This is a genomic window from Micromonospora sp. NPDC047756 (assembly GCF_055587245.1).
The window spans coordinates 1,072,733-1,099,081 of sequence record NZ_JBVJGQ010000001.1; the positions used below are offsets into that span (position 1 = coordinate 1,072,733).

Consider the following 26,349-nt stretch of genomic DNA (forward strand, 5'->3'; position numbering starts at 1 on the left):
CCGCCCGGCACCGCCCCCACGCGACCGCCGTCACACCGGTTCTCGACCGCGATCGGCGTAGCCTGCAAGCCGCTGACTGAGCGCGGGAGGTGACGCGATGACGGATCGGACAGAGCGGGACCGGACGGCACCGTCGACCACCGGTCGGGTGCTGCGACCTCGGGCGTGGCCCTCCCCGGTCCGGGCGATGACCCGGATCCTCAACGCCGACGGCTCGCACCCCGTGCCGGCCCCGACGGGCACCGGCACCGGCCGCAGCGCGGTGGTCGACTGCGCGCTCTACGTCGACGGCAAGCGGCAGCCCGGCGACTGGACCTACGCGGAGGCGTTGGCCGCTGCCCGCCGCGAGGAGCACGGTTTCGTCTGGATCGGTCTGCACCAGCCGGAGCTGGCCGAGATGACCGCCATCGCGGAGACCTACGGCCTGCACGAGCTGGCGGTCGAGGACGCGGTCAAGGCCGAGCAGCGCCCCAAGCTGGAGCGGTTCGGCGACGTCGTCTTCCTGGTGCTGCGCACCGCCCGCTACTGCGAGCACACCGAGTTGACCGAGAACTCCGAGGTGGTGGAGACCGGGCAGGTGATGCTCTTCATCGGCCCGAACTTCGTGATCAGCGTCCGGCACGGCGACGCCTGCCGGCTCGCCCCGATCCGCGCCGACCTGGAGACCAAGCAGGAGTTGCTGCTGCACGGCCCGTGGGCGGTGGCGTACGGGGTGACCGACCGGGTGGTCGACCTCTATCTGGAGGTGGCCGAGCAGATCGAGGACGACCTGGACGTGCTGGAGGCGGAGGTCTTCGACCGGCAGGGCCACGGGCGGATCCAGCGGATCTACCAGATGAAGCGGGAGCTGGTCGAGTTCAAGCGGGCGGTGGTGCCGTTGCAACGGCCGCTGATGACGCTGACCTCGCAGGTCAACCGGGACGTGCCGAAGGAGATCCGCAAGTACTTCCGGGACGTGCAGGACCACCTGAGCCGCGTCGTCGAGCAGGTGAACTCCTACGACGACCTGCTGAACTCGATCCTCCAGGCGCGGCTGGCCCAGGTCACCGTCGACCAGAACAACGACATGCGCAAGATCGCCGCGTGGGCGGCCATCGCCGCGGTCTGGACCTCCATCGCCGGCGTCGAGGGCATGAACTTCGACAACATGCCCGAGCTGAAGATGACGTACGGCTATCCGGTGGCCCTCGCCCTCATGCTCGGCGTCTCACTGGCCCTCTACCGCTGGTTCCGCCGCAACGGCTGGCTCTGATCCGGCGACCGCGCTGCGAACGCGCAAGCGCCGACGAGTGGGTGGACCCACTCGCCGGCGCTCCGATGCGCTGCTGTCGAGCTCAGCGGCGGCCGTTGGTGCGGGCCGTGTCCTTGCCCAGTGCCTTGGTGAGGTCGTCGGTCGGCCGACCGGAGACGTCGGTGGCACCCTCGGCGACCGACGGGACCTTGTCGGTCGGGCGGACACCGGTCTGCTTGGCCGGGGCGGTGGTGCTGGCGCTGGAGCCGCCGGCCACCGCCGAGCTGCCCGCGCCGGTCATCCCCGCCGCCGCGCCGGACATGGCGGACCCGTCGGAACCCCGGGCGGCGGACGGCGTACGTACCTCGATCGAGTCGACCTCGTCGCGCATCGGCTCCAGGGTGCTGCGGGTCGGGTCGTACTCGGCCCACTCCTGCTGCTCCCGGCGGCGACGCAGCGCGACCGCGCCGGCCAGACCGGCGATGGCGCCCGCCGCCAACAGGCCGGTCATCATCGAGCCGCGACGACGCGGCTGCTTCTTCTTACCGGTGATCCGCATGGTCTTCGACTTGGCCTTCCTGGTCAGCGGCCCGGCCTGCGCGGCGCCGTCACGAGCAGCCGCCGCCAGTGGTGCCAGCGTGGTGAGAGTCGTCCCCCAGCCGGTCGACGCGCGGTCGCGTACCTTCGCGGCGGTCGGTGCGACGTAACCTCGGGCCACCTGGACCCGCGGGCCGACGGTCGCGCCAGCGCCCTTCGCGGCGTGGTTGGCTGCCAGCATCAGGTGGCTGATGCTCTGGTTCAGCTCGGCCTTCGCCAACTGCCCCTGGGACTTACGCCGCCCGAATCCAAACACGGTCCTACCTCCTGGGAGTTGTTCCTTCGTCATCCTCCACCTTCGGATGCCTCCGCGATGCCAGATCGGGCACATGGGAGGATCCGCATGGAACTGACCAACGAGTGAGGAGTACCCGTGGCCGAGGCTGTCTACGCCACCCTGCACACCAACGCTGGCCCGATCCGGCTGGAGCTCTTCCCGAACCACGCGCCGAAGACCGTCCGCAACTTCGTCGACCTGGCCGAGGGCAACCGTGAGTACACCGACCCGCGCACCGGTCAGCCGGGCAGTGGTCCGTACTACGACGGCACCATCTCGCACCGGGTGATCAGCGGTTTCATGGTCCAGATGGGCGACCCGACCGGCACCGGCCGGGGCGGCCCGGGCTACAAGTTCGCCGACGAGTTCCACCCGGAGCTGCGGTTCGACCGTCCGTACCTGCTGGCGATGGCGAACGCCGGACCGGGCACCAACGGTTCGCAGTTCTTCATCACGGTGTCCCCGACGCCGCACCTCAACAACCGGCACACGATCTTCGGCCAGGTCGCCGACGAGCAGTCGGTGAAGATCGTCGATTCGATCGCGAACACCCCGACCGGTCCGAGCGACCGTCCGCTCCAGGACGTCGTCATCGAGCGGGTCGAGATCGAGCGGTCCGCTTCCTGAGCGACTGGCGAGGTACCTTTGCTCGCATGATTGAGCGCTCCGGAGCACGGCCGGTGCCGGTGGACCGTGCGGTGGCGGACGGAGGGTCGGCCCGGTGAGCGAGTCTCCACCGACCACCCCGGTCTGCTACCGGCACCCCGGCCGGGAGACCTACGTCCGGTGCACCCGCTGCGACCGGCCGATCTGTCCGGACTGCATGCGGGAGGCGTCCGTCGGGCACCAGTGCCCGGAGTGCGTCGACGAGGGACGTCGCAGTGTCCGGCCGGCGCGTACCGCCTTCGGCGGCGGTACGGCCGGCCGGCACGGCTATGTCACCAAGGCGCTGATCGCGGTGAACGTGCTGTTCCTGCTGGCCTCCATCGCCTCCGCCCGGGGCGGGGACGCGGCGGTCGGCGGCTCCGGCTTCGGCGGCCTGATGGGTGGCAGCACGCCGCTGACCGAGTGGGGTGCAGTGCTCGGCCGGGCCTACCTCTCCGACTACACGCTGGGCGGGATCGCCGAGGGCCAGTGGTACCGGCTGGTCACGGCCATGTTCCTGCACTACGGCGTGCTGCACCTGCTGCTCAACATGTGGGCGCTGTGGGTGCTCGGCCGGTCGTTGGAGGCCAACCTCGGGCGGGTGCGGTTCGCCGCGCTCTACCTGATCGCGGGCCTCGGCGGCAACGTGGCCGCCTACCTGTTCAGCAGCCCGCGGGCGGCCACCGTCGGCGCGTCGACGGCCGTGTTCGGTCTCTTCGCCGCGCTGATCATCATCGAGCGCAGGTTGGGCCGGGACATCTCCAGGATCATCCCGATCCTGGTGATCAACCTGGTGTTCACGCTGGCCGTGCCGGGGATCTCGATTCCCGGGCACCTGGGCGGCCTGGTGGTCGGCGCGCTGATGGCGTTGGTGCTCGCGTACGCGCCGCGAGGTCGGCGCACGCTGGTGCAGGTCACCGGTGCGGCGCTGATCCTGCTGATCCTGCTCGCGCTGGTGCTCTTCCGGACCGCCGCACTGCTCACCTGACAGGCCGCCGCACTGCTCACCTGACCGGCCGCCGCACTGCTCACCTGACCGGGCGGGCGGCGCGCAGTGCGGTGGCCACCTCTTCCGGGGTGGCCCCCAGGTCGTACCGACCGAACAGATGCAGCGAGTTGCCCGCGTCGATCTCCAGGGTTTCGCTGGTCAGCCCGAGCCGGGGCCGCCGGTCGACGGCGATCGCCTCGACGGTCGACCAGGGCAGCAGCCGCCGGCCGGCGAAGCCGTGGATGACGGTGAGCCCGGCCGGGTCCACCGTCAGTCGGACCGGTGCGACCAGGTCACGTACCGCCCAGCCGGCCAGCGCGGCGGCGGCCAGGACGGCCAGTGCCAGCCGGACCGGGTCGCCGTCGGCGAAGAGCAGCCCGAGCGCGATCAGCAGAACCGCACCGGCCAGCTTCGCCGCCGGCAGGCTCGCCGGCACTCGCCACTGCCGGGCCGGGGAGGTCTGAGTCACCCGCCCAGCATGCCAGCGATGAGCCGGATCGCCGCCCCCGCACGCGTCGATCATGCAGTTGTGGTGCCCCTCATATGGTGTGAAGCGGGATCTTCTGCCCACCACAAGTCCATGATCGACGCGGGGAGGTCGATGGACGACGTAGGATCGGGGCAGCCCAAGTTACCGGGGAGTAAACATGAGTGACGCGGTCATCGTCGGCGCGGTACGTACCCCGGTCGGCCGGCGCAAGGGCAGCCTCGCCGGCGTCCACCCGGTCGACCTCTCGGCGCACGTGCTGCGCGCCCTCGCCGAGCGCACCGGGCTCGACCCGGCCCAGGTCGACGATGTCTTCTGGGGCTGCGTGTCCCAGGTCGGCGAGCAGTCGTGGAACATCGCCCGCAACGGGGTGCTCGCCGCCGGCTGGCCCGAGACGGTCCCCGGCACGACGCTCGACCGGCAGTGCGGCTCCAGCCAGCAGGCCCTGCACTTCGCCGCCGCGACCGTGCTCTCCGGTCAGGCCGACCTGGTGGTCGCCGGCGGCGTCGAGTCGATGACCCGGGTGCCGATGGGCTCCAGTGTGGCCGGCGGCATGCCGTTCAGCGACCAGCTGCGCGCCCGTTACCGGGGCGTCGAGGGCTTCGCCGACGACGCGCCGCTGCCGTTCAACCAGGGCGTCGGGGCCGAGCTGATCGCCCAACGGTGGCGTCTCTCGCGCACCCAACTGGACGAGTTCGCGCTGGCCAGCCACGAGAAGGCGGCAGCCGCGCAGGACGCCGGCGCGTTCGACCCGGAGCTGACCCCGGTGCCGCTCGCCGACGGCGGCAAGTTCGCCGCCGACGAGGGCATCCGCCGGGAGACCTCCCTGGAGAAGCTGGGTGAACTGGCCACCCCGTTCCGCGCCGACGGCGTGGTGACCGCCGGTTCCGCGTCCCAGATCTCCGACGGCGCCGCGGCCCTAGCGGTGACCACCTCCGACTGGGCCAGCCGACACGGCCTGCGCCCGTTGGCCCGGATCCACACCGCCGTGGTCGCCGCCGACGACCCGGTCACCATGCTCACCGCGCCCATCCCGGCCACCGCGAAGGCGCTGCGCCGCGCGGGGCTGGGCATCGAGGAGATCGGCGTGTACGAGGTGAACGAGGCGTTCGCCCCGGTGCCGCTGGCCTGGCTGGCGGAGACCGAGGCGGACCCGGAGCGGCTCAACCCGCGCGGCGGGGCGATCGCCCTCGGTCACCCGCTCGGCGGCTCCGGTGCCCGGATCATGACGACCATGCTCCAGCACATGCGGGACAACGGCATCCGCTACGGCCTTCAGACCATGTGCGAGGGCGGTGGCATGGCCAACGCCACGATCGTCGAGCTGGTCTGAGGGCACCGCCACCCGCCGGTCATCTGCGCCGGGATGCGGGTGGGGGCGCGAGCCGGCCGTTGGGCATGTGCACCACCCGGAGGAACGCGGGCAGTCGCCACGGCCTCGGCCCCCCGACGACGACGTCGCGCCTCAGCACCGCCTGCGCGATGCTGATCCGGCCGAACATCATCAGGTTGAACCGGGCGGGGCGGAACGTCACGCTCGCGTCGAACGGGGCGTCGGGCGGCGCGATCCACACCCGGCGGTCGCCCAGCGTCAGCGTCGTCGTCGGTACGTACCGTGAGCGGAACTGCACCGACACATCGTGCCGGGGCGTCGGCAGGTCGGTGTTGAGCAGCACCCCGTACGTGTCGCGCAGCATGTCGAACATGAACAGGTCCCAGTAGAGCGCGGCGTGCTCGTCCGGCATCGGCCACGGCCGGCGGAGCGCCCGGGCGATGTCCCAGCCGTGCACCAGCAGCTCGTTGATGAGATGGGCGAACAGGCCGCCGACCGTCACCCGCGCGTTGCCCAACCAACTCACCGTCGATCGCGGATCAGCCGACGTCGCCAGGATGCGGTTGATCATGGTGTCGAGCTGCGTCAGCAGCACCTGCGGGTCGCGTTCGGTGAAGTGGGCGAGCACGTGGGCATTGGCGTCGGCAACCGTGTCCACGTTCGTGGTGGCGAGCAGGTCCTCCAGCCCGGGCACCCGGATGGGCACCTCGGTGCCCTCCAGTCTCGACACGTACAACATCGCGATCGACACCACGTGTGCCAGCGTGTCGGCCACTGTCCAGTCGGCGGTCGCCATCACACCGGGCGAGGGCGCGGCGGACACCAGGTCGGTGAACCGGTCGGCTGCCGTTCGCAGCGCCGTGTTGGCCACGCTCCACCGGTCCGGGTCTGCCGCGCCAGTCACCCGAACAGCATCGGGGGATCTCACGTGCCGGAGCATCTTCGTACGTGCCGTGTTCGCCGAGGGCGGCCGGCCCGCATCGGCATCAGTGGTTGTAGAACATGGTGGGGAACCAGCCGAAGCCGAAGATCGAGGGCACCCGGACGTCCCAGTACACGACTGTGAAGACCCCGAGGGCGATTAGCAGGGCGCCGCTGAGCACCATGCTGCGCCTCACGTCGGCGGCGAGCCAGCTGATGAACCGGCCGCGGCTGAGCATGATCAGCAGTGCGAACAGCGCGGTGACCACGACGATGTTGCCGAGCGACTGCAGGACGAACGCGGCCGAGCCGTACAGCGGGTTGCCGCTGTCGACCGCCCAGTGGAACAACTTGTTGAACAGCGGGTACGGCCGGCCGATGAGGAAGCCGCCGATGAGCGCGCCGAGAGTGATCACCCGCGCGACCGGTCGGTCGGCGAACACGTCCCGCACCGTCCCGATCGCGGCCAGCCCGAGGTAGATGAGGGCCAGTCCGATGACGCCGAACACCACTGACGACTGGATGATGCGTACCGGCACCCCACCGGCGGTCTCGGTGGACAGCTGGGGGAGCCGGTCGCCCAGGAGGACTCCGACGAACCCGTACACCGCGGCGACGGCGACCATGCCCAGGGTGAGGTAGCCGACCGGCCGCAACAGCAGCCGGAGCCGGTCGCCGTTGCCACCGCTTGCCGCGCCGAGCGGCCCGATGGACGCGAGCATCGCGATGTTGCAGGCGGTGAAGGTGCCGGCGAGGCCCGACACGAACGCGAACACCAGGCCGGCGGCGGTACCGGAGATCGCCGTCGCCTTCGCGTCATGACCGAGGAGCCCGCTGGCGACACTGTCACCGATGACCGAGTCGACGAACTCGTAGGACCAGAGCACGGCCAGCAGGATTCCGGCCGCCACGCTCGCCGCGATGATGACGCCGTTGCGCTGTGGACGCTCGGCGACGAGGGGACCCGCGAAGTCTCGGGTGCCTGTGGTGCGCGTTTCCGTCATAGCTCTACTCCCCGGGCCGATTCGCGCGTGACTATGCGCAGCGATGATGTCGCTCAGGGTTGCCTCTTCGCATCTCGCAGAGTGCGCAATCGGCCTTCGCTGGAACGCCGGGACGTGCCGGCCGGAAAAGCGCTCCCCAACGTCGGGCGGACGGCCTAGGGTGCCCAGCGTGACGACGATCGCCGGTGAGCGTGCCCCCGACTGGTCCAGCGAGCAGTGGCAGGTGCGGGCCCGGTCCTGGGTCGACGCGCAGCTCAGCCAGGCCGGCCGACGGGTGACCGGGCTGGTGGAGCCGAGGCTGCGGCCGTGGTCGCTGGTGTGGCGGGTGCCCACCGACGACGGCCCGGTGTGGTTCAAGGCCAACAACCCGGGCACCGTGCACGAGGCCGTCCTGATCGCGGCGCTCGCCGAGTTGACGCCCGACCGGGTGCTGACGCCGATCGCGGTGGACCCGGCGCAGGGCTGGTCGCTGCTGCCCGACGGCGGCGAGTCGCTGCGCGACGTGCTGGCGCGCGACCCCGACCTGACGCACTGGGAGCGGGCGCTGCCCGGGTACGCGGCGCTGCAGCTGGCGAGCGCGTCGCGCGCCGACGAGCTGGTCGCCCTGGGCGTGCCGGATCAGCGGCCGGAGGTGCTGGCCGGTCTCTTCGCCGAGCTGCTCGACGATCACGAGGCGCTGCTGATCGGCGCCGAGGGTGGGCTCGGTCCCGAGGTGCACGAGCGGCTGCGGGCCGAGCTGCCGGCGTACGCGCGGCGGTGTCGTCGGCTCGCCGACTTCGGCATCCCGGTGACCGTGCAACACGACGACCTGCACGACGGCAACATCTTCGCCGGCGCGGCCGGGTACCGCTACTTCGACTGGGGCGACGCCTCCGTGGCGCACCCGTTCGGCACGCTGCTGGTGACCCTGCGCTCCGTCGGGCACGCCGCGAAGCTCGCCGCCGCCGACGCCCAGCTGGTGCGGTTGCGCGACGCGTACCTGGAGGTGTGGACCGACCGGTACGACCGGCGGACCCTCGTGGAGGCCGCCGACCTCGCGATCGGCCTGGGGCCGGTGAGCCGGTCGCTGTCCTGGCGTCGGGCCCTGGACACCGCCGAGGAGTCCCGCGCCGAGTACGCCGACGCGGTCCCGGGCTGGCTGGAGGAGCTGTTCGCCGCCAGCCCACTTCAGCCGAACCCCTGACCATGATCCGTCCGAGTCGGAAGTCGGACAGGCAGTGCGACAGGCGGCGTGGAACTTCCAAAAATCCCGGGTGACCCACGTCACCCTGCTGGGGACGTCGTTGGGCAGGTCATGGACGTCTTCTCCCGAACGTTCCTCCCGGCCGCCGCTGAGGCTGGCCTGGCCGTGCAGACGGTGAGCCGGCACATGCCGGTCTTCCGGCGCTGCGTCGGCTCCGGGGACGCCACCATCCTGGTCACCCGTTGCAGCCGCCCCGACCGCCCGGTCACCGGCGACTACCTGTTGTTACTCACGCACCGCCGCCTGGTGGTGACCCAGCAGACCCGCCTCCTGCACCGACTGCGCCTGCACCTCAACACCGAGCTGCGCGAGTTGAGCAATGTCACCTGGAGCCCGGACCCGCGGCTGCAGTCGGTCGAGATGGCGGCCACCGCGATCGACGGGATCCGTGAGCGGTTCCTGATCCGGACCAGTCACCCGAAGCAGGTCTGGCAGCTCGACGCGTTGCTCAACCAGGCGTTCCGGACCCGCCTGCGGCCGCCGGGCGCGCGGGTCGTCGCCAGCATCGGTGACGCGCCGGCCGCCACTCGGCCCGGGTTGTTCGCTCCGTCCTGGTGAGCTGACCCCGCCTTTACCGAACTCGAACACAGACCGATCGCGCCGAGGCTGCGCAGTCGGCAATCATGGGCCGGTGACCGTCGAACCACCGCATCGCGGGCTCGTCCTCGTCGTGGAGGACGAGCCGGCCATCGCCGACCTGGTCCGGCTCTACCTGACCCGGGACGGCTTCGGCGTTCACCTGGAACGTGACGGTGAGGCCGGTCTGAGCGCGGCTCGCCGGATGCGCCCGGTGGCCTGCGTCCTGGACATCGCGCTGCCGGGTCTGCCGGGCACCGAGATCTGCCGCCGGCTCCGCGAGGCCGGCGACTGGACCCCGGTCATCTTCCTCACCGCCCGCGACGACGAGGTGGACCGGATCGTCGGCCTCGAGTTGGGTGCCGACGACTACGTCACCAAGCCGTTCAGCCCTCGGGAACTGGTTGCCCGGGTCCGCGCGGTGCTGCGCCGATCCGCCGGCGGCCCCGAGGGCGCGGACCGCCCACGGGTCGTCGGCCCGGTGACCCTCGACCCGGCCCGCCGTACGGTCCTCGCCGCCGGTGCCCCGGTGCAGCTCACCTCCACCGAGTTCGACCTGCTGGCCCACCTGATGGCCCGGCCCGGCCGGGTCTTCACCCGGGAGGAGTTGCTGGCCGGGGTCTGGGGCTACGCGGCGCACGCCGGCACCCGGACGGTGGACGTGCACGTCGCCCAGGTGCGGGCGAAGCTCGGCCCGGCGAGCGTGATCCGGACCCATCGCGGCGTCGGGTACGCGGTAGATGTCTGACCACCCCGGGCGCGTCGGGTCGCCGACCATGGCCCTGCCGGTGGTCGGCGCCCCACCCACCGCAACCCGACGAAGCCGACCCGGCCGTACGCTGACCGCCCGCGCGGTGCTCGTCACCTGCGCGGTGGCGCTGGTGTCGGTGCTGGTCACCGCCATCGTCGCGGTGCCGTTGGCGATCCGGGGCGCGGAGCGCGGTGAGCAGGAGGCGCTCGCCGCCCAGGCCCGACTCGCCGCCGAGGTGCTGCGGACCCGCCTCGACCGGGGTCGCAGCGCCGACGAGGAACGGCTCATCCAACAACTGCGCGACCAGGACATCGACGCGTACCTGATCCGCCGTGGTGCGGCCGACCGGGCGGGTCTGCCACCCCGGGTGGTGCAGCGGATCGGGCAGGGCCGCAACGTGTCGGCCCGCCGCTCCGTCAACGGTGAGCGGGCCCTGGTCGAGGGTCGGGCCCTGCCCGGCGGCAACGGGGTGGTGCTCTCCCGTCCGCTGGCCAACGGGCTGTGGGCCCGGGTGCTGCTCAGTCTCTGGTTGCCGCTGCTGGCCGGGTTGACCGCCGGTGTGGTTGCCGGACTGCTGCTGGCCCGCCGGCTGGCCCGGCCGATCCGGGTCGCGGCCACCGCCGCCGCCCGGCTGCGCGCCGGGGACCGGGCCGTCCGGGTGCCGGTCGAGTCGCCGGACGAGGTCGCCGACCTGGCCGAGGCGTTGAACGGTCTGGCTGCCGCGCTGGCCACCAGCGAGGGGCGGCAGCGGGAGTTCCTGCTCTCCGTCTCGCACGAGCTGCGCACCCCGCTGACCGCGATCCGGGGGTACGCCGAGGCGCTCGCCGACGGGGTGCTCGGCGCCGACGACACGGTGGACACCGGTCGGACGATGCTGGCCGAGGCCCAGCACCTGGACCGGCTGATCGGCGACCTGTTGGCACTGGCCCGGCTGGAGGCCGCCGACTTTCCCCTGGAACCGGTGCCGGTGGACCTGACCCGGCTGGCCCTGGACGCGGAGCCGACCTGGTCCGGTCGGTGCGCGGCGGTGGGGGTGCCGTTGCGGGTGGAGACGCCCGGTCAGCCGGTGCCCGCGTACACCGATCCGGGGAGGATCCGGCAGGTCCTGGACGGGCTGCTGGAGAACGCGCTGCGGGTCGTACCCCCGGGGTCGCCGGTGGTGCTCGCGGTCCGGCCGGCCGGCGCGGACCCGGCGCACGGCGGCGTGTTGGAGATCCGCGACGGCGGGCCCGGGTTCACCGACGACGACCTGGCGGTGGCCTTCGAACGCGGTGCGCTGCACGAGCGTTACCGGGGGGTGCGCAAGGTGGGCAGCGGGCTGGGGTTGGCGCTGGCCGCCGGGCTGGTCCGCCGGTTGGGCGGGGAGATCGCCGCCGGGCACGCGCCGGAGGGCGGTGCCGCCTTCACCGTCCGGCTGCCCGGCGATCCTTACCTGACCCGAACGTCGGCCTGACGCTCCCCTCGTCCTTCCCGGCGAGGCTGGGGGCTCCACTGACAGAGGGGGAGAGTCATGCCACGTTGGGGTATCGCCACCGGCACCACGGCACTGCTCACGGCGGTCGCGCTCGGCGTCAGCGGCTGCGGCGCGGCCGAGGTGGCCAGCCAGCCCGCCCGGGATGTCGCCGTCGACGTCGCCGCCGCCATGGGAGTCGAGGGTCAGGCGCTGACCGCGATGGGCTTCGACGCCGACGACCTGGACGTGCGGACCGTCGCCGCTCCGGCCACGCCGACGCCGGACGCGTCCCGCACCGCCAAGGAAAAGGCCCGGGACAAGCGCGGCGAGGAGTGGCGCAAGCGCCGCCAGGCCCGCGTGCTGCTGCGTAAGAACACCCTGCACGGTGAGGCGGTGGTGAAGACGAAGGACGGCGGTACGCAGACCGTCGCCGTGCAGCGCGGCGAGGTGACAGCGATCGACGGCGACTCGATGACCGTCAAGTCCACCGACGGCTTCACGATGACCTGGACCTTCGGCGACGACCTGCGGGTGGTCGAGCGGCGGGCCGCGGTGCAGCCGAGCGAGGTGAAGGTCGGCGCGACGCTCGGGGTAGCCGGCGCGAAGGACGGCGACAAGGGCGTGGCCCGGCTCGTCCTCGTTCCCCGCGTCAAGTGAGCGAAGGGGCCCTGGCCGACGCCAGGGCCCCTGACCCTGCTCAGTAGACGCGGGAGCCGATGAAGTCGTCGTGACCGTAGCCGACCGGGTTGGCGGCGGTACGGGCCTCGAACGACCACTGCTGTCGGGTGCTGCTTCCGCAGTTCACCAACCGCAGGCGCGAGCTGCCCAGCAACGGGTTGTCGAACGCCACGCACAGGTTGCTGGCGGCGGCCGGCCTGATCTGGTTGCCGGAGAAGACGAACTGCTGCGCGCCGGTGCCGTTGCAGTCGTAGATGTTGACCGCGGTGCCGGCTGTCATCGAGCTGCTGGCGACGTCCAGGCAACGGTCGTGGGACAGCTCCGAGTGCAACGACCGCCGCGCCGGGTCGTACCAGAAGCCCTGGTTGCGCCCACCGTGGCAGGAGTACGGCTGCTGCGCGGTGCCGTTGCGGGAGTCGTACCCCTTGCCGTCGACGCAGGTGCCGGTGGCCAGGTTGCGTAGTTGCTTGAACTCCAGCAGGCCCGGGTAGAGCACGCCACCGCCGGTGCTGGCCGGGTCGACGCAGCTCGCCCGGGTCTGCCCGGAGTTCCAGAACTGGGTGATGCACTGGGCGAACATGCCGTGCCCACGGGCGTTGGGGTGGAACGACTGTCGGGCCGCGTTCTCGTTCCAGATGCCGACCTCGATGAAGAGGCCGCGCACCGAGGTGTTGTCGGTGCACACCTCGTGCCCGTGGAAGAGCCGGCTGGCGTCGAGGTAGCGGGTTCCGGTGTTCGCGGCGGCCGAGCGCAGCGCCGACTCGAACATCGGCACCGCCTTGTTCCGGGCGAACGCCGCGTCGGCCAGGTAGAGCAGACAACCGCCGGAGTACCAGCCGGGGAAGTTGGGGTTGTCCTCCACGTCGGGGCTGCCGGGGCTCGGGTACGACATCAGCACCAGTTCGTAGTCCGACCGCAGGTAGCCGGCGTTGGTCATGGTCTGCCGGATGTCGGTCAGCGCCGACTCCACCGCCCGCCGGCTGCCGTCGGTGCGGATCGTCCACTGGTCGGTGTAGGTGGGGTAGCAGGCGCCCTGGAAGAAGACCCGGCGGACTGCGCAGTCGGTGGCGACCGGACCGAACTGGATGGTGCCGTCACCGTTCGCGCCGACCACCACCCAGATCAGCTTCACGTGCGTGTTGCGCGCCTTGATGCCCAGGTGGTCGCCCTGGTTCAGCTCGTTGTGCTGGGTCGGGCCGCCGGCGATGAGGTTCCAGGGGGTGGCACCGGAGCAGGCGATGTTGTACTGCGCGTCCGACGTGATGCCGGTGCGGAAGACCGCCTGGTCGTACGAGCGGTCGCACCAGTTGCCGTCCTGGTGGGTGCCGGGGACGTAGTTGCCGACCCCCTCACCGGAGATTTCGCTGTCACCCATGGTGATCAGCGCGGTACGCCGTTGTTCGATCGGGCGGATCGCGGGGCTGCCGTAGAGGGCGGTCGCTTCGGCGGCCCGGATGGCTTCGAGGTTGGCGGGCAGCGGTTGGACGGTTGGTCGGTCGGCGGCGGTGGCGGGGGTGGCCGGTCCGGCGAGCATCGGTAGGACGAGAGCGGCGACGGCGACGGCGACGGTGATGGCCCGTCGTCGGGTCGCGCGTTCGGGCCTGGCGGGGATTGCAGGCATCGACGCACTCCTTTCGGCTCAATCGCGGGACGTCGATTGAGTTACCAGACGGTAACGTGCGGATCAACAGATGTGAATGCGCCTCAGATCCTTGCGCGCGGAATGCAGAACCGCCCGGATCGGACTATCCGCCCCCCACGGCGGCTCTAGCGGCCCGGCGGCAGGGCGTAGCCGACATAGCCGCGGAACTCCAGCCGCCAGCCGGCCGGGACGAGTTTGGCGCAGGCCGCCTGGTTGCCGGTGCAGACGATCGCGTCGACCGAGGCGGGATCGGCCGGCGGTCGTTCCGGCAACACCGACTGCAACGCCACCAGGTCCGGTGAGCCGCCGTCGGGCTGCCGCAGCAGCAGCCACCACGGGTACTCCCAGTTGTCGTTCTGCTGCACCAGCCCGATCCGTCGCGCACCACTGTCCTGGACCGCTGTCGCCGCCCAGCGGAACTCGTCGGCCCACTGGGGGCGGCGCAGGAACCGGGTGTCCCAGTCCGAGGTGGTGAACACCGAGCCGGAACCGACCAGCCGACGCGGGAAGCCGTACGACAGTGCGAGCACTCCGGCCAGCGCCGAGGTGGCCAGCACGGTGACGGCCGCCACGGTGGCAATCGTTCGACGCCCACCCGCGCGGTTGCGCAGGAGTGCGTCCAGCCAGAGGCCGGCGAGGGGCGTGGCGAGCACGACGGCGTAGAGCAGCAGCCGGTTGCCCCACGGCTGCCACTTGATCATCGCGGTGTGCAGCAGCACGGCGGTCAGCACCACCACGGCGTACGCCCGCAGCGACCCGGCCCGCTCGGGAGTGATCCGCCGTGGTCGGGCGAGCGCGATCACCGCACCGATCAGTGCCAACGCCCCGGCCAGCGGGAACGCCACCCGGTCCTCGTCCGGATACCAGGCCGGCTCCGGGAACAGCTCCCGCCCGAAGGTGATGGCGCGGTCCTGCGGGTCCACCCCGATCGCCTCGGCGCCGCTGATGATCACCTCGGCCCCGGCCCGCCGCAGCGGTGCCAGCGGCGTGTCGAACGCGGTGTGCCCGATCCGCAGCGCGTTGACCGCCACCGACGCCGGGTCGTGCCGCTCCATGGGGATGGACTCGCGCAGCCGGGGCGGCCCCAGCGGGTGCCCGAACTCGGCGGTCACCCGGGCCAGGAACGGGCCGACCACCACGGCAGCGACCACCAGGATCAGCACCGAACCGCCGACGGTGCGGGCCAGCCCGCCGACCGGCCAGGCCCGCCGACCTCCGCCGGGCACTGACGGCCCGGCCGGTGCCGATCGGTCGGCCCAGGCCAACCTCAACTGGGCCAGCCCCCAGAGCACCAGCAGCGGACCGACCGCGATCAGGCCGCTGGTCTTGGTCACCGCGGTCAACCCGGTGGCCGCCCCCAGCCCGAGCATCGTGCCCCAGCCGGTCCGTCGACTCAGCCCGTCCAGCGTCAGGGTCGCCGCGCAGGCCACCCACGCCGCGCAGATCAGGTCGGTCTGCGTGCTGGTCGCCTGGAGCACGACCATCGGCGTGGTCGCCAGCACGAACGCGGTGAGCAACTGGGCCCGCCGGCCACCGCCGAGCTGCGCGGTGATCCGTGCGGCCACCAGGAGACAGACCACGCCGGCCGCCCACTGCACCAGGTTGTGCAGGTGGTCCCCGCCGGTGAGCAGGCGCAGGTGCAGCAGCAGGTACTCGGCTCCGGGCGGAATGGTCACCTGCCGGTGGATGGCGGTGGGCCAGAAGTCCAGGTCACCCTGGGCCACCCAGTGCTCCACCTTCGGCAGGTGGTACGTCTGCGAGTCGAAGTTGTTCGGCTCGGCCAGCAGCGCGACCAGCAGCTCCAGCAGGACCAGCCCGCCGACCGTGCCGGCGAGGAGCCGCTCACCCGGCCGGGCCGTACGCCACGCGTCGACCGCCGCGGCACGAAGGTCAGCGAACCCCCGAGCGGCCCGGATCGGCGTGGAGTCGGGCTCACCGCGCTCGGCGGCCGGGGCGGACACGTCGGGTCCGCCACCGGGCACCACCGCGCCGACCGCCACCGGCTGCGGTGCGGTGCTGACTGCCGGCGCAGCGCTGACCGGCACCGGTGTGGCGGCGGACGGCTGCCCGGGGCGGGTCGCCCGTCGCCAGCGCAGACCGGCCGCCACCGCGGCGGCGACCAGCAGAAGCAGCCAGGCGACTGTGAACGCGCCTCGGGTCAGCGCGTGCGACGCGCCGAGCACCTCGACGACGAGCACCGCGTACGCCCCGCTGAGCAGGACGGCGCGCACCACGGCGAGCCGCAGCGGTGCCACCGCGCCAGCCTCTCGTGGCATCGCCGCGACGATGAGCAAAAGCACCGCGGCGGCAGGAACCACCGCGAGCAGGGAGCCGGCAGCCGACATGGCGGAAGTAAACACCATTGATCTGAGGCCGCCGCGTCGACTGCCCAGCGGTAGCGGTACGCGGTTAACAAACCAACCAGGTTAGGCTATGGCCGACGTGTTGCCGCCACCGTGGAGATCCCCGTGAAGCTCTCGATCCTCATGCCGGTCTACAACGAGGAAGAACGCATCGCGGATGCCCTCAAGCAGGCATTGGCGGTTGACTATCCGTGTGAGATCGAGTTGGTCGTCGTCGACGACGGCAGCCGCGACGGCACCGGCGAGGTCCTCGGTCGCGCCGACGACGCGCGCCTTCGGGTCATCACCCACCAGCGCAACGCCGGCAAGGGTGCCGCCATCAAGACGGCGGTCGACAGCGCGGAGGGTGACTACATGGTCATCCTCGACGCCGACCTGGAGTACGACCCGCAGGACATCCCCAAGCTGCTCGACCCGGTGCTCGACGGCCGGGCCACTGTGGTCTACGGCAATCGCACCTTCGGCAGCCACAGCGCCTACAGCTTCTGGTACGTGATGGGCAACAAGGGCGTCACGATGGCGGCCAACGTGCTGTTCAACTCGTACATCGGCGACCTGGAGACCTGCTTCAAGCTGATGCCGGTGGCGCTCTACCGGTCGCTCGGGGTGCGCTCGCGCGGCTTCGGCATGGAGGCCGAGGTGACCGGCAAGCTGCTGCGTCGCCGGATCCGGCCGTACGAGGTGCCGATCAGCTACCGGGCCCGCGGCCGCGAAGAGGGCAAGAAGATCACCTGGAAGGACGGCGTCGAGGCGATCTGGATCCTCGGGCGCGAGCGCGCTCGCCGCCGCCCCGCCGTCTCAGCCGCCAACTGACCCCAGGAACGCGCTGATCGACCGCCGCAGGCCGTCGGCGTCCAGCCCGTGCCACCGGGCATGGTCGGCCGGATCTCCGTACCGTCGCAGGTCGGTCTGACCCACCCCGAGGGCGAGCAGCCGGTGTGGCACGTCGGCCAGGGCCCGGCTGACGAGCGCGCTCGACGTTCCCGCCAGGTACGGCTCGACCAGCACCACGTCGGTGTTGGCCAGCGCCCGCAGCCCCGGCGTGTCGAGCGGCCGTGGTGTGTGGGTGTACGCCACTGTCACGTCCATTCCCTCGGTCGCCGCCAGGGTGGGGTCGAGCATCGGTCCGACCGCCACCACGAGGGGCGCATCCCCCGAGCCCTGCCGAAGCACCCGTAGCCGGGTGGCGTCCGGGTACGCCTCGGTGTTGCGCTGCTCGCAGAGCCGCAGGTAGACCGGATCGTCGGTGGTCGCGGCGTTGCGCAGCAGCGGCCCCACCTCGTCCGGGTGGCCGGGCACCCGGACGGTCCAGCCGTCACCGAGGGAGTCGAAGAGCGCCACGTCTCCGGGCGACTGATGGGTGCGACCCTCAGCCGACCCGTCGTACGACGCGCCGATGCTGACCAGGACGGCGCCCACGCCCTGGTGGTCCAGATCCAACTTGATCTGCTCGTACGCCCGGTCCACCAGGAACGTCGCGTACGAGTGCGCGATCGGACGCAGCCCGGTCAGGGCGAGCCCGCCGGCCACACCGATCATCAGTTGCTCCCGGATCCCGACGTTGAGCACCCGGTCCGGGTGGCGGTGACCGGCGGAGGCGAACTGGCTCGCCGAGATGTCGGCCAGCACCAGGGCGGTACGCGGATCCTCGTCGAGGAGCGCGGTGGCGGTGTCGATGAAGGCGGTACGCATGTCGGTCATCCCCTGCTCTCGATGCGGGCGACCACCAGGTGTGGGTGTCGTGGTCGGTGCCCGGTCAGTGCCGCGTACAGGGCTTCGTGATTCCGGCCGTCGACGGTGTCGGCGGTCCAACCGTTGACGGTGAACCGGCCGGCGATGCCACCGGCCCACCCGTGGCTGGCCGACGCGTTGTCGACCACGACAGCGGTGAGCCTGTCCAGGCCGGTCGCTCCGGCGTACGCGATCGCCTCGTGGTTGGATCCCTCGTCCAGTTCGGCGTCGCCGAGCAGCACGTACACCCGGGGTTTGCCCAGCCCCTGGGCTCGCAGGCCGAGCGCGGTGCCGACGGCCAGCCCGAGGCCGTGCCCGAGAGAGCCGGAGCCGATCTCGACCCCGGGCACCAGGAGCCGGTCCGGGTGGTGGCCGAGCCGGCTCTCCGGCCCGGCCAGGTCGTCGAGCCAGGCCTCCGGGATGAAGCCGTGCGCGGCCAGGACCGCATAGTAGGCGGCCGGTCCGTGGCCCTTGGAGAGCAGGAACCGGTCCCGCTCCGGGTCGTCGGCGCTGTCGGGGGTGACCCGCAGCACCCGGTCGTAGAGCACCTGGAGCACGTCGACGGTGGAGTGCGCACTCGGCGCGTGTTTCTCGTCGCCGGTCAGTCGCCGGATCAGCCCCGGCAGTCGGGCGCTGCTGTCGGTGGTCAGTGTGGTGGCCATGCCACTACTCTGTTAGTTGAAGTGGACTTCAACTCAAGGACCTGGGGATGCCGGATTCATTGACGATCGGTGAGCTGTCCGCCCGCTCCGGGGTGGCACCGTCGGCGCTGCGCTACTACGAGCGGCTCGGGCTGATCCGCGCCGACCGCACCGGTGGCAACCAGCGCCGGTACGCCCGCGCCGAGCTGCGGCGGGTCGCCTTCATCCGGATCTCCCAGCAGGTCGGCGTCTCGCTCGACGAGATCCGGGAGGCACTCGACTCGCTCCCGGAGGCCCGCACGCCGAGCCCGCAGGACTGGGCGCGGCTGTCCGCGAGTTGGCGCAGCCGGCTGGACGAGCGGATCCGGCTGCTCAGCAGGCTCCGCGACGACCTGGACGGCTGCATCGGCTGCGGCTGCCTGTCCCTGCAGCGCTGCACGCTGAACAACCCGGAGGACGCGCTGGCCGGCGAGGGCCCGGGCGCCCGACTGGTGCTGCCCCGACCGACCGTCGACCCGACGCCGGCCGGCTCGCTCACCTGACGGCCGGGCCGGACGGCTCGCTCAGCTGGCGGCCGACCTGGCCGGCTCGCTCAACTGACGGCCGGGCCGGCCGGCTCGCTCAACTGGCGGCCGACCCTCCGCCCGCGGGGCGGGTGAGCAGCACCTTGCCGAAGTGGTCGTTCGACTCGACGAGCCGGTGCGCCTGCGCCGCCTCGGTCATCGGCAGCCGCCGGTCCACGATCGGCCGGATCCGGCCCGCCTCGACCAACGGCCACACCTCGTCCCGTACGCCCTGGACGATCTCCGCCTTCTCGGCGAGCGGACGGGACCGTAGCGACGTCGCGGCGATGCTGGCCCGCTTGGTCAGCAGCGCCCCGAGATCCAACTCGGCCTTGCGCCCGCCCTGCATTCCGATCACCACGAGCCGACCGCCGGTGGCCAGCGCGGAGACGTTCCGCCCCAGGTAGGACCCACCCATGATGTCCAGGACGACGTCGACCCCGCGCCCGTCGGTGATCCGCCGAACCTCCTCGACGAAGTCCTGCTCGCGGTAGTCGATGGCGTGCGCCGCGCCCAGCTCACGCAGCCGGGCATGCTTGGCCTCCCGCGCGGTGGTCAACACCGTCACGCCCAGGGCCGCCCCGAACTGGACGGCGAAGGTGCCGATCCCGCTGCCGCCACCGTGCACCAGCAGCGTGTCACCCGCGCCGAGCCGCGCCACCCGGACCAGGTTCGACCAGACCGTGCAGGCCACCTCGGGCAGCGCCGCCGCGTCGACCGGGTCGCAGGCCGGCACCGGCAGCAACTGCCCGGCGGGGACCGCGACCCGCTCCGCGTACCCGCCGCCGGCCAGCAGCGCACAGACCTGCTGCCCGACCGCCCACCCGGCGACGTCCGCGCCAACCTCCGTGATCACCCCAGAGCATTCCAACCCGGGGTACGCGGGCACGCCCGGCGGCGGCGGGTAGTGCCCCTGCCGTTGCAGCAGGTCAGCACGGTTCACTCCGCTGGCCCGCACGTCCACGATCACCTCGTCCGGGCCCGGCTCCGGGTCGGGCACCTCGGCCCACACCAGCGCGTCAGGTCCACCGGGCTCCGGAATCGTGATGGCTCGCATGGGCCCAGTCTTCCCGATCTTCCCGGGTGCCGCAGGCGCACCGTCCAGCCCACAATGGACGCGGCAGACCGCCTGGCCGGCGCACCGGGGAGGGACGCCGGGCCGCCCGGAGCGAGCCGTGGCAGACTATGCGTGGCCGTACGCCCACGGGTGACGGCCAAGGAGGGTTCGCCTAGTGGCCGATGGCGCTGGTCTTGAAAACCGGTAAGGCAGCGATGTCTTCGTGGGTTCGAATCCCACACCCTCCGCCATTTTTGATCCACCCCGACTTCCAGAAAGTCGGGGTGTTATGTCGGCCCGAATGCCACGATTTCCTGAATGTCGAGTGGATCTGGCGCGAGTCAGTCGATCCCGGCGGCACTGCGCTTGGTCCACGCCTCGTAGCTGAGCAGGATCACCAGGAACGCGGTGAGCAGGCCCAGAGCGGCCAGGCCGGGCAGGTAACGGCCGACGGGGAGTAACAGCAGCGCCACAGCGGGGGCGAGAAACTGCTCGGGTCGTACGCACCGGACGCTGAGTGCCAGGAACGTCGCCCGGCCCGCGAGGTACAGGGCGGTTCCGCCGAACAGCGCGACAGCCGGGATCCAGTGCAGGGTTTCGTGCGACTTTCCGTGCGCCATGCCGGCGAGCACCTCTTCGACCCCGAGCGCCACGTAGACGGTTCCGGCGAGCAGCGGGAGGTGGGCGACGCTGTAGGCGTTGCCGGCCACGAAGCCCCGGTGCAGTCCGGAGTCCGTCGTCAGTGCGTTCCCGGCGCTCGACGCGCTGGGAATGTACAACCAGTACAGGCACCCGGTGACGGTGAGCGTGAGCAGCGCGGCCAGCAGGGTCGGCCAGTGGATCATCTGAGTTCCGACGCCGGCGCCCACCGAGATCAGGGACTCTCCGAGAGCGATGATCACCACCAGGCCGTGCCGCTCCGCGAAGTGGCCGGGGCTGCGTACCGGCCACCCGCCCACCAGCAGGGCGAGCACCCCACCGCCCATGTCGATGATGAGCGCCGCCGCCCAGAGCAGGATCTGCGCGGTGCCGCCGAACACCGCGCCGAGGACGAGCGGGATCCAGGACAACGCTGTGCTGAGGGCGTAGAGCCGGACGGTTCTGAGTCGCCGGGGGTCGTCCACCGACACCCAGTAGAAGAGAGCGAACTGGGTCGACCGCACCACGAGGTACGCCAGCACCAGGATCAGCCGGGGTGTCCTCGTACCCCTGCCGGTGTCCCAGGCTTCGGGGAGGACCAACGCGATGAGGAAGACCGCTGCCATCGCCACGGCGATGCCGGCCCGGATCAACCCGACGTCGAGCCGAACGTAGTTGCCCAGCCAGGCGTAGACGAGCCAGGAGTTCCACAGCAGCATGAGGACGAGCAGGCCCTGCACCAGGGTCACCGACGAGGGGCGCTCGCTCATGAACGTGGTGACCCGGATGAGCCCGAAGACGAGCACCAGGTCGAAGAAGACCTCGAACAGCGTCGGTCGGTGAGTCTCCGCGGTGATCACCGGCCGGGACCGGAAGATCCGCCACATCAGATCATCTTGTCGGTTCGTTCCGGAGGGTTCCGGCGTCCGGCCTCGCGGTCACTCCGGCGGGTCGACGGTTCGTCGCTCCCGACGGATCATCTCCTCGGCCAGTCGCTCCACCGCGCGCCGGCGGTCGTCGGTGATGGCTCGTTCGTCCCGGCGGCGGAACGCGGTGAGGACGGCTACCGCGAAGTCCCGCCAGATGCCGGCCACGATGTCCCCCTGCGGAACGTTGCCCGAACTCAACCGTAGCTCTGCGAAACCACAGTCGGTCAGCGCGTGCTTCCGGTCGTCGGGAGGGCCGCGGCGGGGTAAGAAGGGGCTGGTATCTCCGCACATCGGAAGGACGCGTCCTCATGACCCTGGAACGACCGATCGCCCCGGACCCGTACGAGCTGCTGCCGACGCTGCCCTCGTTCACGCTGACCAGCGACGACGTGCAGAACGGCGAGCCGATGGATGCCCGGCACGCGCATGGCAGCACCGGGGGTGACAACGTCTCGCCGCAGCTGGCCTGGTCGGACTTTCCCGCCGAGACGAAGAGCTTCGCGGTGACCTGCTACGACCCGGACGCGCCGACGGGCAGCGGTTTCTGGCACTGGGTGCTGGTGAACGTGCCGGTCAACGTCACCCAGTTGCCCACCGGGGCGGGTGGCGCGGCCGGCACCGACCTCGGTGGGGCGTTCTCGGTCCGCAACGACTACGGCGAGCAGGGGTACGGCGGGGCGGCTCCGCCGGCCGGCGACCGCCCGCACCGGTACGTCTTCGCGGTGCACGCCCTCGACGTCGACCGCCTGGACCTCACCCCCGACGCCACCCCCGCCTACGTCGGCTTCAACCTCACGTTCCACACCCTCGCCCGAGCAGTAATCCGCCCCACATACCAAATCAAGGACTGACCCACCCGGGCCCCTCTCAACTCCCGCGATCTTGCACTTTCTGTCCCGGCATTCCTGACACACCAGGCATGACGACGACAGAAAGTGCAAGATCGCGGGGCGGGGCGGGGCGGGCCGGGCGGGCGGGCGGGGCGGGGTGTGGGGTGCGGCGGGGGTTCTGGGTCAGGCTGGGACGCGGGCTACGGCGAAGACGGACTGGCCGAACGGCGGCAGGACGAGCTGTTCGGCGGCCTTGGTGGCGGGCAGGACGAGGGTGTCGTACACCTTGACCATCGGGCCCTCCTTCGGCATCAGCCGGAAGACCTTGGTGGCCATGAAGTAGCCGATGAGCCCGAGCGCGTTGGCGTAGTGCATCTTCTCGATCGTCAGACCGGCCGCGGTCATGGCCGCCCCGAGCGTCTTCTTCGTGTAGCGGCGGACGTGTCCGGTGGCGATGTCGGCCGGGCCCATCGCGAACTGGAACGCGGGCACGATGATGATCACGGCGCCGCCGGGTCGGACCAGGTCGCGCATGCTCTGTAGCGCGCCCACGTGGTCCTCGATGTGCTCCAGGACGTTGTACGAGACGGCCGCGCTGTAGTCGCCCCGGTCGTTGTGCGGCAGCAGCATCTGCCGGACGTCGACGTTCGGACGGTCGGCGAGGCGCTCCTTGAGCTGCACCAGGCGGTCCGGGTCGGCCTCGGTGGCGGTGAACCGTGGCAGCCGCTCGGACCATTCCAGCGCGTAGTCACCGAGACCGCTGCCGATCTCGATCGGGTCGTCGCCGAGGTAGGGCACGGCCAGTTCGATGAACCAGCGCCGGTGGTTGACAGCGGTTGCCAGGCCTTCCAGCACCTCGGACTGCACGCGCTGATCCCCAGTGATTTCTGCCATGCGTCGATTCCTCACGATATGAACTCGACCCGTGCCTGGACTGACAGAGTCAATCATCCGCTGGGACGGCGAAAGAATCGAGGCATCGGGGTGGCCGAATTGTGGTCGGGGGGTGGGTTCGTGATCGGCGGTCGGCGAACCCGGCACATAGTACGGCAGTACCCCGAAACATGTCACGGCGGTGCCATACGCTGACTACCCTATGAATTGTCATGACTACTCCTGAACCGGACGTGCCCAGCGGCAACCGCGGCCCGGCCGCCGCGCCGTCGGCGGAGGCGGCTTCGGGTGCCGATCGGCCTTCCCGTAGGGGGATGCGGGCCGATCTGACCGCCGTGCTGAGCTTCGTGGTGCTCGGCTTCTGGGTCACCTGTCGACTCTGGCTGGACCCAGGCAGCGATGTGCGGGACAACCAGTCCGATCAGTCGCAGTTCGAATGGATGATGGCCCACGGTGCGCGAGTAGTCACGCACTTTGCGTATCCGTTCCATTCCAATCAGATGAACGTGCCCGATGGCGTCAATCTGATGGCCAATACGTCCGTATTATCCATTTCATTGCCAATGACGCCGATCACCCTGCTCTTCGGGCCGCGAACGTCATTTCTGATCTTTCTCACCGCCGGCATGATTGCCACCGCCACGGCCTGGTATTTCCTGCTCTCCCGGGTTCTGATCGGCAGCCGGGGGCCGGCGTGGCTGGCGGCCGGCTTCTGCGCGTTCGCGCCGGCCATGGTGTCGCACGCCAATGGGCACCCGAACATCGTGTCGCAGTTCGTCGTCCCGTTGATCATTTGGCGCACGCTCCGACTCGGTGAACCGGGCCGCTGGCTGCGCAACGGGATCCTGCTCGCGCTGGTCATCGTCTGGCAGGCGTTCCTCAACCTGGAAATCCTGCTGATGACCGCGATCGGGCTCGGCGTGGTGGTCGGCGTGCTCGCCCTCGGCCGCGCGGATCTACGGTCGCGGGCTCGGCCCTTCCTCGCCGGGCTGGCCGTCGCCGCCGGGATCGCCGGGCTCCTGCTCGCGTACCCCCTGTACGTCCAGTTCTTCGGACCGGGCGCGTACTCCGGGCTGTCCCGCCTGATCCGCGGCTACTCCAGCGACGTGGCCTCGTTCGTCGCGTACTCCCGGGAGTCGTTGGCCGGTAGCGCGCGCACCGCCGCGGGCCTGGCCAAGAACCCGACCGAGGAGAACAGCTTCTTCGGGTGGGCCCTGGTGGTGCTGGTGATCGCCCTGGTCTGGTGGCTGCGCCGGTCGATCGTGGTGCTCGCGCTGGCCGCGCTCGGGTTGCTCTTCGCGGTGCTGTCGCTGGGGCGGGAGGTCCGCTTCGACAACCGGGGTACGGGTGTGCCGGGCCCCTGGGCAGCGCTGGAGAACCTGCCCATCCTGCACTCGGTGGTGCCGACACGCTGGGCGTTGGCGATCACCCCGATCATCGGGCTGCTGCTGGCCTACGGCGCCGAACGTGCCCGCGAGTTGGCCGCCGCGCACCCGGCCGCGAGGGGGCAGGTCCGCTTCGTCACCGCCACCGTGCTCACGATGGCCCTGTTGCCGATCGTTCCCACCCCGCTGCCCGTGGCCCGCCCCGACCCGGTCCCCAGCTTCGTGACCAGTGGTGCGTGGCGGCCGTACGTGGCCGGTGGGCGCAGCGTGGTGACCCTGCCGCTGCCGGACACCACCTACGCCGAGCCGCTGCGCTGGTCCGCGGCGACCCGGCTGGACATGCCGTTGGCCCGTGGCTACTTCCTCGGCCCGGACACGCGCCCGAACGCCGAACCGCCGAAGGTCGCGTTGTTCGGTGCGACTCCCCGACCGACCAGCAGTTTCTTCAGCACCATCCGGCGCACCGGTGCGGTGCCGCCGATCACGCCGCAGAGCCGGGTCCGAGCGGTCGACGACCTGCGCTACTGGCGGGCCGGGGTGGTCATCCTCGGGCCACACGAGTACGAGGCCGCGCTGCGCCGGGGCATGACCGAGCTGACCGGGATCCAACCGGTCTTCACCGGAGGCGTGTGGGTGTGGGATGTCCGGTCGTTGACCGACTGATACCGGCCTGGTCTGGTTCAGCGGACGCAGCAGCCCTGGCAGACCTTCGGGCGGGGCAGGGTGAAGGCGAGGCAGCAGGTGCGGCGCTGCACTGTCGGCTCACCGGTCGGCCCCGGCACCAGCTCGATCAGGTCGGCCAGGTCGAGTGCGCTGAGCAGGGTGTCGATGCTCTGCACGGTGGAGCCGGGCAGGGCGTCCGCCGCCCGCAGGATGCCGTGCGCGATGCCGGAGGCGACCGAGCCGAGCAGCGTCCGGGTGCCCACCCGGACCTCGGACTGGATCGCGGCGATGAGCGGTGCCAGGTGGGCGTCGAGCAGGGACGCGCGCAGCGCGGCCAGCAGCTCCGCCTCGTCGGCGACGACCCGCACCTCCGGCAGGCCGGTCAGCGCCAGCGGGTCGTTCGGCAGCACCGCCACCGTGGTGCCCCGGCGCAGGCCCATGGTGAGCAGCTGCCGATGGTCCTCGAAATGGATCAGCAGGTCGGCCGGGTCGAGCAGTGGCACCCGCCGGGCGGAGGCCCAGCCGAGCACGACCGGCAGGGCCGTCCAGTAGCTGTAGGACTTCCAGGCCAGCGCCGCGCAGGCGTGCGGGGTGCCGCCCCAGCGGACGGCCGCGCCGTTCAGCAGCTCGGGCAGTCGGCTGCCGTCGATCAGGGTGGTGGCGGGCGCCCAGCCGAGCTCGTCCTCGACCAGCAGGCCCCGGGCGAGACCGGGGAGGTCGTCGGTGCCGAACATGGCCCGGAGCGCAGCGGTGACGGGGGCGAGCGGCGTGGTGGCGGCCTCGCGCCGTGGCATCACCGCTGTCACCTGAGTCGTCCCCTGTCTCTGT

General features: G+C 71.3%; 26 protein-coding genes and 1 tRNA gene. 14 read left to right on the plus strand and 13 right to left on the minus strand.

Annotated features, from left to right (window positions below):
- Positions 1–97 precede the first annotated feature (97 nt).
- Positions 98–1,252 (plus strand): magnesium/cobalt transporter CorA, encoded by a 1,155-nt coding sequence (gene corA / locus ACZ6NZ_RS05050; protein WP_465855785.1) that lies wholly within the window; start codon positions 98–100, stop codon positions 1,250–1,252.
- An 82-nt stretch (positions 1,253–1,334) separates the two neighbouring features.
- Here corA and ACZ6NZ_RS05055 read toward each other — a convergent pair whose 3' ends face one another.
- On the minus strand, positions 1,335–2,117 hold the full coding sequence (locus ACZ6NZ_RS05055) for a hypothetical protein (RefSeq protein ID WP_366610185.1): 783 nt from the start codon (positions 2,115–2,117) through the stop codon (positions 1,335–1,337).
- Between the two features lie 84 nt (positions 2,118–2,201).
- Here ACZ6NZ_RS05055 and ACZ6NZ_RS05060 point away from each other — a divergent pair, with 84 nt between their 5' ends.
- Both ACZ6NZ_RS05060 and ACZ6NZ_RS05065 read left to right on the plus strand, forming a co-directional pair.
- Positions 2,202–2,732 carry a peptidylprolyl isomerase gene (locus ACZ6NZ_RS05060; protein ID WP_357223359.1) on the plus strand — a complete coding sequence of 177 codons (531 nt, stop codon included), beginning with the start codon at positions 2,202–2,204 and terminating at the stop codon, positions 2,730–2,732.
- A gap of 94 nt (positions 2,733–2,826) precedes the next feature.
- Entirely contained in the window at positions 2,827–3,738 is a 912-nt protein-coding gene (locus ACZ6NZ_RS05065) for a rhomboid family intramembrane serine protease (protein ID WP_366610187.1), read from the plus strand.
- Between the two features lie 40 nt (positions 3,739–3,778).
- Here ACZ6NZ_RS05065 and ACZ6NZ_RS05070 read toward each other — a convergent pair whose 3' ends face one another.
- A complete protein-coding gene (locus ACZ6NZ_RS05070) occupies positions 3,779–4,261 on the minus strand; it encodes a PH domain-containing protein (protein ID WP_465855788.1) in 483 nt (160 codons plus the stop codon).
- Between the two features lie 124 nt (positions 4,262–4,385).
- Between ACZ6NZ_RS05070 and ACZ6NZ_RS05075 the strand changes: the two genes are divergently transcribed.
- Complete coding sequence (locus tag ACZ6NZ_RS05075; protein ID WP_357223351.1) at positions 4,386–5,558, plus strand: thiolase family protein; 1,173 nt, start codon at positions 4,386–4,388, stop codon at positions 5,556–5,558.
- A 19-nt stretch (positions 5,559–5,577) separates the two neighbouring features.
- Here the strand turns inward: ACZ6NZ_RS05075 and ACZ6NZ_RS05080 are convergent, their stop codons facing one another.
- Positions 5,578–6,462, minus strand: a complete 885-nt coding sequence (locus ACZ6NZ_RS05080) for a maleylpyruvate isomerase N-terminal domain-containing protein (RefSeq protein WP_465855790.1) — start codon at positions 6,460–6,462, stop codon at positions 5,578–5,580.
- Positions 6,463–6,544: 82 nt separating this feature from the next.
- Positions 6,545–7,483, minus strand: a complete 939-nt coding sequence (locus ACZ6NZ_RS05085) for a hypothetical protein (protein ID WP_366610190.1) — start codon at positions 7,481–7,483, stop codon at positions 6,545–6,547.
- 169 nt (positions 7,484–7,652) lie between these two features.
- On the opposite strand from ACZ6NZ_RS05085, the gene ACZ6NZ_RS05090 reads away from it, so the two are divergent.
- The 5 genes from ACZ6NZ_RS05090 to ACZ6NZ_RS05110 all read left to right on the plus strand — a co-directional run bounded on the left by ACZ6NZ_RS05090 (position 7,653) and on the right by ACZ6NZ_RS05110 (position 12,163).
- Positions 7,653–8,666 (plus strand): phosphotransferase family protein, encoded by a 1,014-nt coding sequence (locus ACZ6NZ_RS05090; protein WP_465855792.1) that lies wholly within the window; start codon positions 7,653–7,655, stop codon positions 8,664–8,666.
- A 111-nt stretch (positions 8,667–8,777) separates the two neighbouring features.
- Positions 8,778–9,284 (plus strand): hypothetical protein, encoded by a 507-nt coding sequence (locus tag ACZ6NZ_RS05095; RefSeq protein WP_366610194.1) that lies wholly within the window; start codon positions 8,778–8,780, stop codon positions 9,282–9,284.
- A gap of 73 nt (positions 9,285–9,357) precedes the next feature.
- Positions 9,358–10,050: a response regulator transcription factor gene (locus ACZ6NZ_RS05100; RefSeq protein WP_465855794.1), complete on the plus strand. Its 693-nt coding sequence runs from the start codon at positions 9,358–9,360 to the stop codon at positions 10,048–10,050.
- Positions 10,043–11,506: a sensor histidine kinase gene (locus ACZ6NZ_RS05105; RefSeq protein ID WP_465855796.1), complete on the plus strand. Its 1,464-nt coding sequence runs from the start codon at positions 10,043–10,045 to the stop codon at positions 11,504–11,506. Before ACZ6NZ_RS05100 ends, ACZ6NZ_RS05105 begins: the two co-directional genes overlap by 8 nt.
- A gap of 57 nt (positions 11,507–11,563) precedes the next feature.
- Positions 11,564–12,163, plus strand: a complete 600-nt coding sequence (locus ACZ6NZ_RS05110; protein WP_465855798.1) for a hypothetical protein — start codon at positions 11,564–11,566, stop codon at positions 12,161–12,163.
- Positions 12,164–12,203: 40 nt separating this feature from the next.
- Here the strand turns inward: ACZ6NZ_RS05110 and ACZ6NZ_RS05115 are convergent, their stop codons facing one another.
- Positions 12,204–13,805: a ricin-type beta-trefoil lectin domain protein gene (locus ACZ6NZ_RS05115; protein WP_465855800.1), complete on the minus strand. Its 1,602-nt coding sequence runs from the start codon at positions 13,803–13,805 to the stop codon at positions 12,204–12,206.
- Positions 13,806–13,951: 146 nt separating this feature from the next.
- Positions 13,952–16,102, minus strand: a complete 2,151-nt coding sequence (locus tag ACZ6NZ_RS05120) for a phospholipid carrier-dependent glycosyltransferase (RefSeq protein ID WP_465855802.1) — start codon at positions 16,100–16,102, stop codon at positions 13,952–13,954.
- A 192-nt stretch (positions 16,103–16,294) separates the two neighbouring features.
- Between ACZ6NZ_RS05120 and ACZ6NZ_RS05125 the strand changes: the two genes are divergently transcribed.
- On the plus strand, positions 16,295–17,002 hold the full coding sequence (locus tag ACZ6NZ_RS05125; protein WP_091397575.1) for a glycosyltransferase family 2 protein: 708 nt from the start codon (positions 16,295–16,297) through the stop codon (positions 17,000–17,002).
- Here the strand turns inward: ACZ6NZ_RS05125 and ACZ6NZ_RS05130 are convergent.
- The gene (locus ACZ6NZ_RS05130) at positions 16,988–17,881 is read right to left on the minus strand and encodes a transketolase family protein (protein ID WP_465855954.1); all 894 of its coding nucleotides are present in this window, start codon (positions 17,879–17,881) and stop codon (positions 16,988–16,990) included. The genes ACZ6NZ_RS05125 and ACZ6NZ_RS05130 overlap by 15 nt on opposite strands.
- Positions 17,882–17,886: 5 nt before the next feature.
- The gene (locus ACZ6NZ_RS05135; protein WP_465855805.1) at positions 17,887–18,582 is read right to left on the minus strand and encodes a transketolase; all 696 of its coding nucleotides are present in this window, start codon (positions 18,580–18,582) and stop codon (positions 17,887–17,889) included.
- A gap of 47 nt (positions 18,583–18,629) precedes the next feature.
- Here ACZ6NZ_RS05135 and soxR point away from each other — a divergent pair, with 47 nt between their 5' ends.
- Positions 18,630–19,103 (plus strand): redox-sensitive transcriptional activator SoxR, encoded by a 474-nt coding sequence (gene soxR, locus ACZ6NZ_RS05140; RefSeq protein ID WP_366610206.1) that lies wholly within the window; start codon positions 18,630–18,632, stop codon positions 19,101–19,103.
- 79 nt (positions 19,104–19,182) lie between these two features.
- Here soxR and ACZ6NZ_RS05145 read toward each other — a convergent pair whose 3' ends face one another.
- Positions 19,183–20,181 carry an NAD(P)H-quinone oxidoreductase gene (locus ACZ6NZ_RS05145; protein WP_465855807.1) on the minus strand — a complete coding sequence of 333 codons (999 nt, stop codon included), beginning with the start codon at positions 20,179–20,181 and terminating at the stop codon, positions 19,183–19,185.
- A 161-nt stretch (positions 20,182–20,342) separates the two neighbouring features.
- On the opposite strand from ACZ6NZ_RS05145, the gene ACZ6NZ_RS05150 reads away from it, so the two are divergent.
- Positions 20,343–20,432: transfer RNA gene (locus ACZ6NZ_RS05150), tRNA-Ser, on the plus strand.
- 90 nt (positions 20,433–20,522) lie between these two features.
- Here ACZ6NZ_RS05150 and ACZ6NZ_RS05155 read toward each other — a convergent pair.
- Both ACZ6NZ_RS05155 and ACZ6NZ_RS05160 read right to left on the minus strand, forming a co-directional pair.
- On the minus strand, positions 20,523–21,707 hold the full coding sequence (locus ACZ6NZ_RS05155) for a low temperature requirement protein A (RefSeq protein WP_465855809.1): 1,185 nt from the start codon (positions 21,705–21,707) through the stop codon (positions 20,523–20,525).
- A 51-nt stretch (positions 21,708–21,758) separates the two neighbouring features.
- The gene (locus ACZ6NZ_RS05160) at positions 21,759–21,914 is read right to left on the minus strand and encodes a hypothetical protein (RefSeq protein ID WP_465855811.1); all 156 of its coding nucleotides are present in this window, start codon (positions 21,912–21,914) and stop codon (positions 21,759–21,761) included.
- A 143-nt stretch (positions 21,915–22,057) separates the two neighbouring features.
- Between ACZ6NZ_RS05160 and ACZ6NZ_RS05165 the strand changes: the two genes are divergently transcribed.
- Positions 22,058–22,600, plus strand: coding sequence for a YbhB/YbcL family Raf kinase inhibitor-like protein (locus tag ACZ6NZ_RS05165; protein ID WP_465855813.1), 543 nt, complete (start codon positions 22,058–22,060; stop codon positions 22,598–22,600).
- Between the two features lie 162 nt (positions 22,601–22,762).
- Here ACZ6NZ_RS05165 and ACZ6NZ_RS05170 read toward each other — a convergent pair whose 3' ends face one another.
- On the minus strand, positions 22,763–23,473 hold the full coding sequence (locus ACZ6NZ_RS05170; RefSeq protein ID WP_366610213.1) for a class I SAM-dependent methyltransferase: 711 nt from the start codon (positions 23,471–23,473) through the stop codon (positions 22,763–22,765).
- A 212-nt stretch (positions 23,474–23,685) separates the two neighbouring features.
- Between ACZ6NZ_RS05170 and ACZ6NZ_RS05175 the strand changes: the two genes are divergently transcribed.
- Positions 23,686–25,521 carry a DUF6311 domain-containing protein gene (locus ACZ6NZ_RS05175; RefSeq protein ID WP_465855816.1) on the plus strand — a complete coding sequence of 612 codons (1,836 nt, stop codon included), beginning with the start codon at positions 23,686–23,688 and terminating at the stop codon, positions 25,519–25,521.
- Between the two features lie 17 nt (positions 25,522–25,538).
- Here ACZ6NZ_RS05175 and ACZ6NZ_RS05180 read toward each other — a convergent pair whose 3' ends face one another.
- Positions 25,539–26,315 carry a hypothetical protein gene (locus ACZ6NZ_RS05180; protein ID WP_465855818.1) on the minus strand — a complete coding sequence of 259 codons (777 nt, stop codon included), beginning with the start codon at positions 26,313–26,315 and terminating at the stop codon, positions 25,539–25,541.
- Positions 26,316–26,349 lie beyond the last annotated feature (34 nt).

Bases quoted from the DNA above. Each gene is read 5' to 3' on its own strand.
- corA (WP_465855785.1), top strand. From the start codon at position 98: ATGACGGATCGGACAGAGCGGGACCGGACGGCACCGTCGACCACCGGT.
- ACZ6NZ_RS05055 (WP_366610185.1), bottom strand. From the start codon at position 2,117: ATGACGAAGGAACAACTCCCAGGAGGTAGGACCGTGTTTGGATTCGGG.
- ACZ6NZ_RS05070 (WP_465855788.1), bottom strand. From the start codon at position 4,261: ATGATCGACGCGTGCGGGGGCGGCGATCCGGCTCATCGCTGGCATGCT.
- ACZ6NZ_RS05075 (WP_357223351.1), top strand. From the start codon at position 4,386: ATGAGTGACGCGGTCATCGTCGGCGCGGTACGTACCCCGGTCGGCCGG.
- ACZ6NZ_RS05085 (WP_366610190.1), bottom strand. From the start codon at position 7,483: ATGACGGAAACGCGCACCACAGGCACCCGAGACTTCGCGGGTCCCCTC.
- ACZ6NZ_RS05095 (WP_366610194.1), top strand. From the start codon at position 8,778: ATGGACGTCTTCTCCCGAACGTTCCTCCCGGCCGCCGCTGAGGCTGGC.
- ACZ6NZ_RS05105 (WP_465855796.1), top strand. From the start codon at position 10,043: ATGTCTGACCACCCCGGGCGCGTCGGGTCGCCGACCATGGCCCTGCCG.
- ACZ6NZ_RS05110 (WP_465855798.1), top strand. From the start codon at position 11,564: ATGCCACGTTGGGGTATCGCCACCGGCACCACGGCACTGCTCACGGCG.
- ACZ6NZ_RS05115 (WP_465855800.1), bottom strand. From the start codon at position 13,805: ATGCCTGCAATCCCCGCCAGGCCCGAACGCGCGACCCGACGACGGGCC.
- ACZ6NZ_RS05120 (WP_465855802.1), bottom strand. From the start codon at position 16,102: ATGCCACGAGAGGCTGGCGCGGTGGCACCGCTGCGGCTCGCCGTGGTG.
- ACZ6NZ_RS05130 (WP_465855954.1), bottom strand. From the start codon at position 17,881: ATGCGTACCGCCTTCATCGACACCGCCACCGCGCTCCTCGACGAGGAT.
- ACZ6NZ_RS05135 (WP_465855805.1), bottom strand. From the start codon at position 18,582: ATGGCCACCACACTGACCACCGACAGCAGCGCCCGACTGCCGGGGCTG.
- soxR (WP_366610206.1), top strand. From the start codon at position 18,630: ATGCCGGATTCATTGACGATCGGTGAGCTGTCCGCCCGCTCCGGGGTG.
- ACZ6NZ_RS05145 (WP_465855807.1), bottom strand. From the start codon at position 20,181: ATGCGAGCCATCACGATTCCGGAGCCCGGTGGACCTGACGCGCTGGTG.
- ACZ6NZ_RS05155 (WP_465855809.1), bottom strand. From the start codon at position 21,707: ATGTGGCGGATCTTCCGGTCCCGGCCGGTGATCACCGCGGAGACTCAC.
- ACZ6NZ_RS05165 (WP_465855813.1), top strand. From the start codon at position 22,058: ATGACCCTGGAACGACCGATCGCCCCGGACCCGTACGAGCTGCTGCCG.
- ACZ6NZ_RS05170 (WP_366610213.1), bottom strand. From the start codon at position 23,473: ATGGCAGAAATCACTGGGGATCAGCGCGTGCAGTCCGAGGTGCTGGAA.
- ACZ6NZ_RS05175 (WP_465855816.1), top strand. From the start codon at position 23,686: ATGACTACTCCTGAACCGGACGTGCCCAGCGGCAACCGCGGCCCGGCC.
- ACZ6NZ_RS05180 (WP_465855818.1), bottom strand. From the start codon at position 26,315: ATGCCACGGCGCGAGGCCGCCACCACGCCGCTCGCCCCCGTCACCGCT.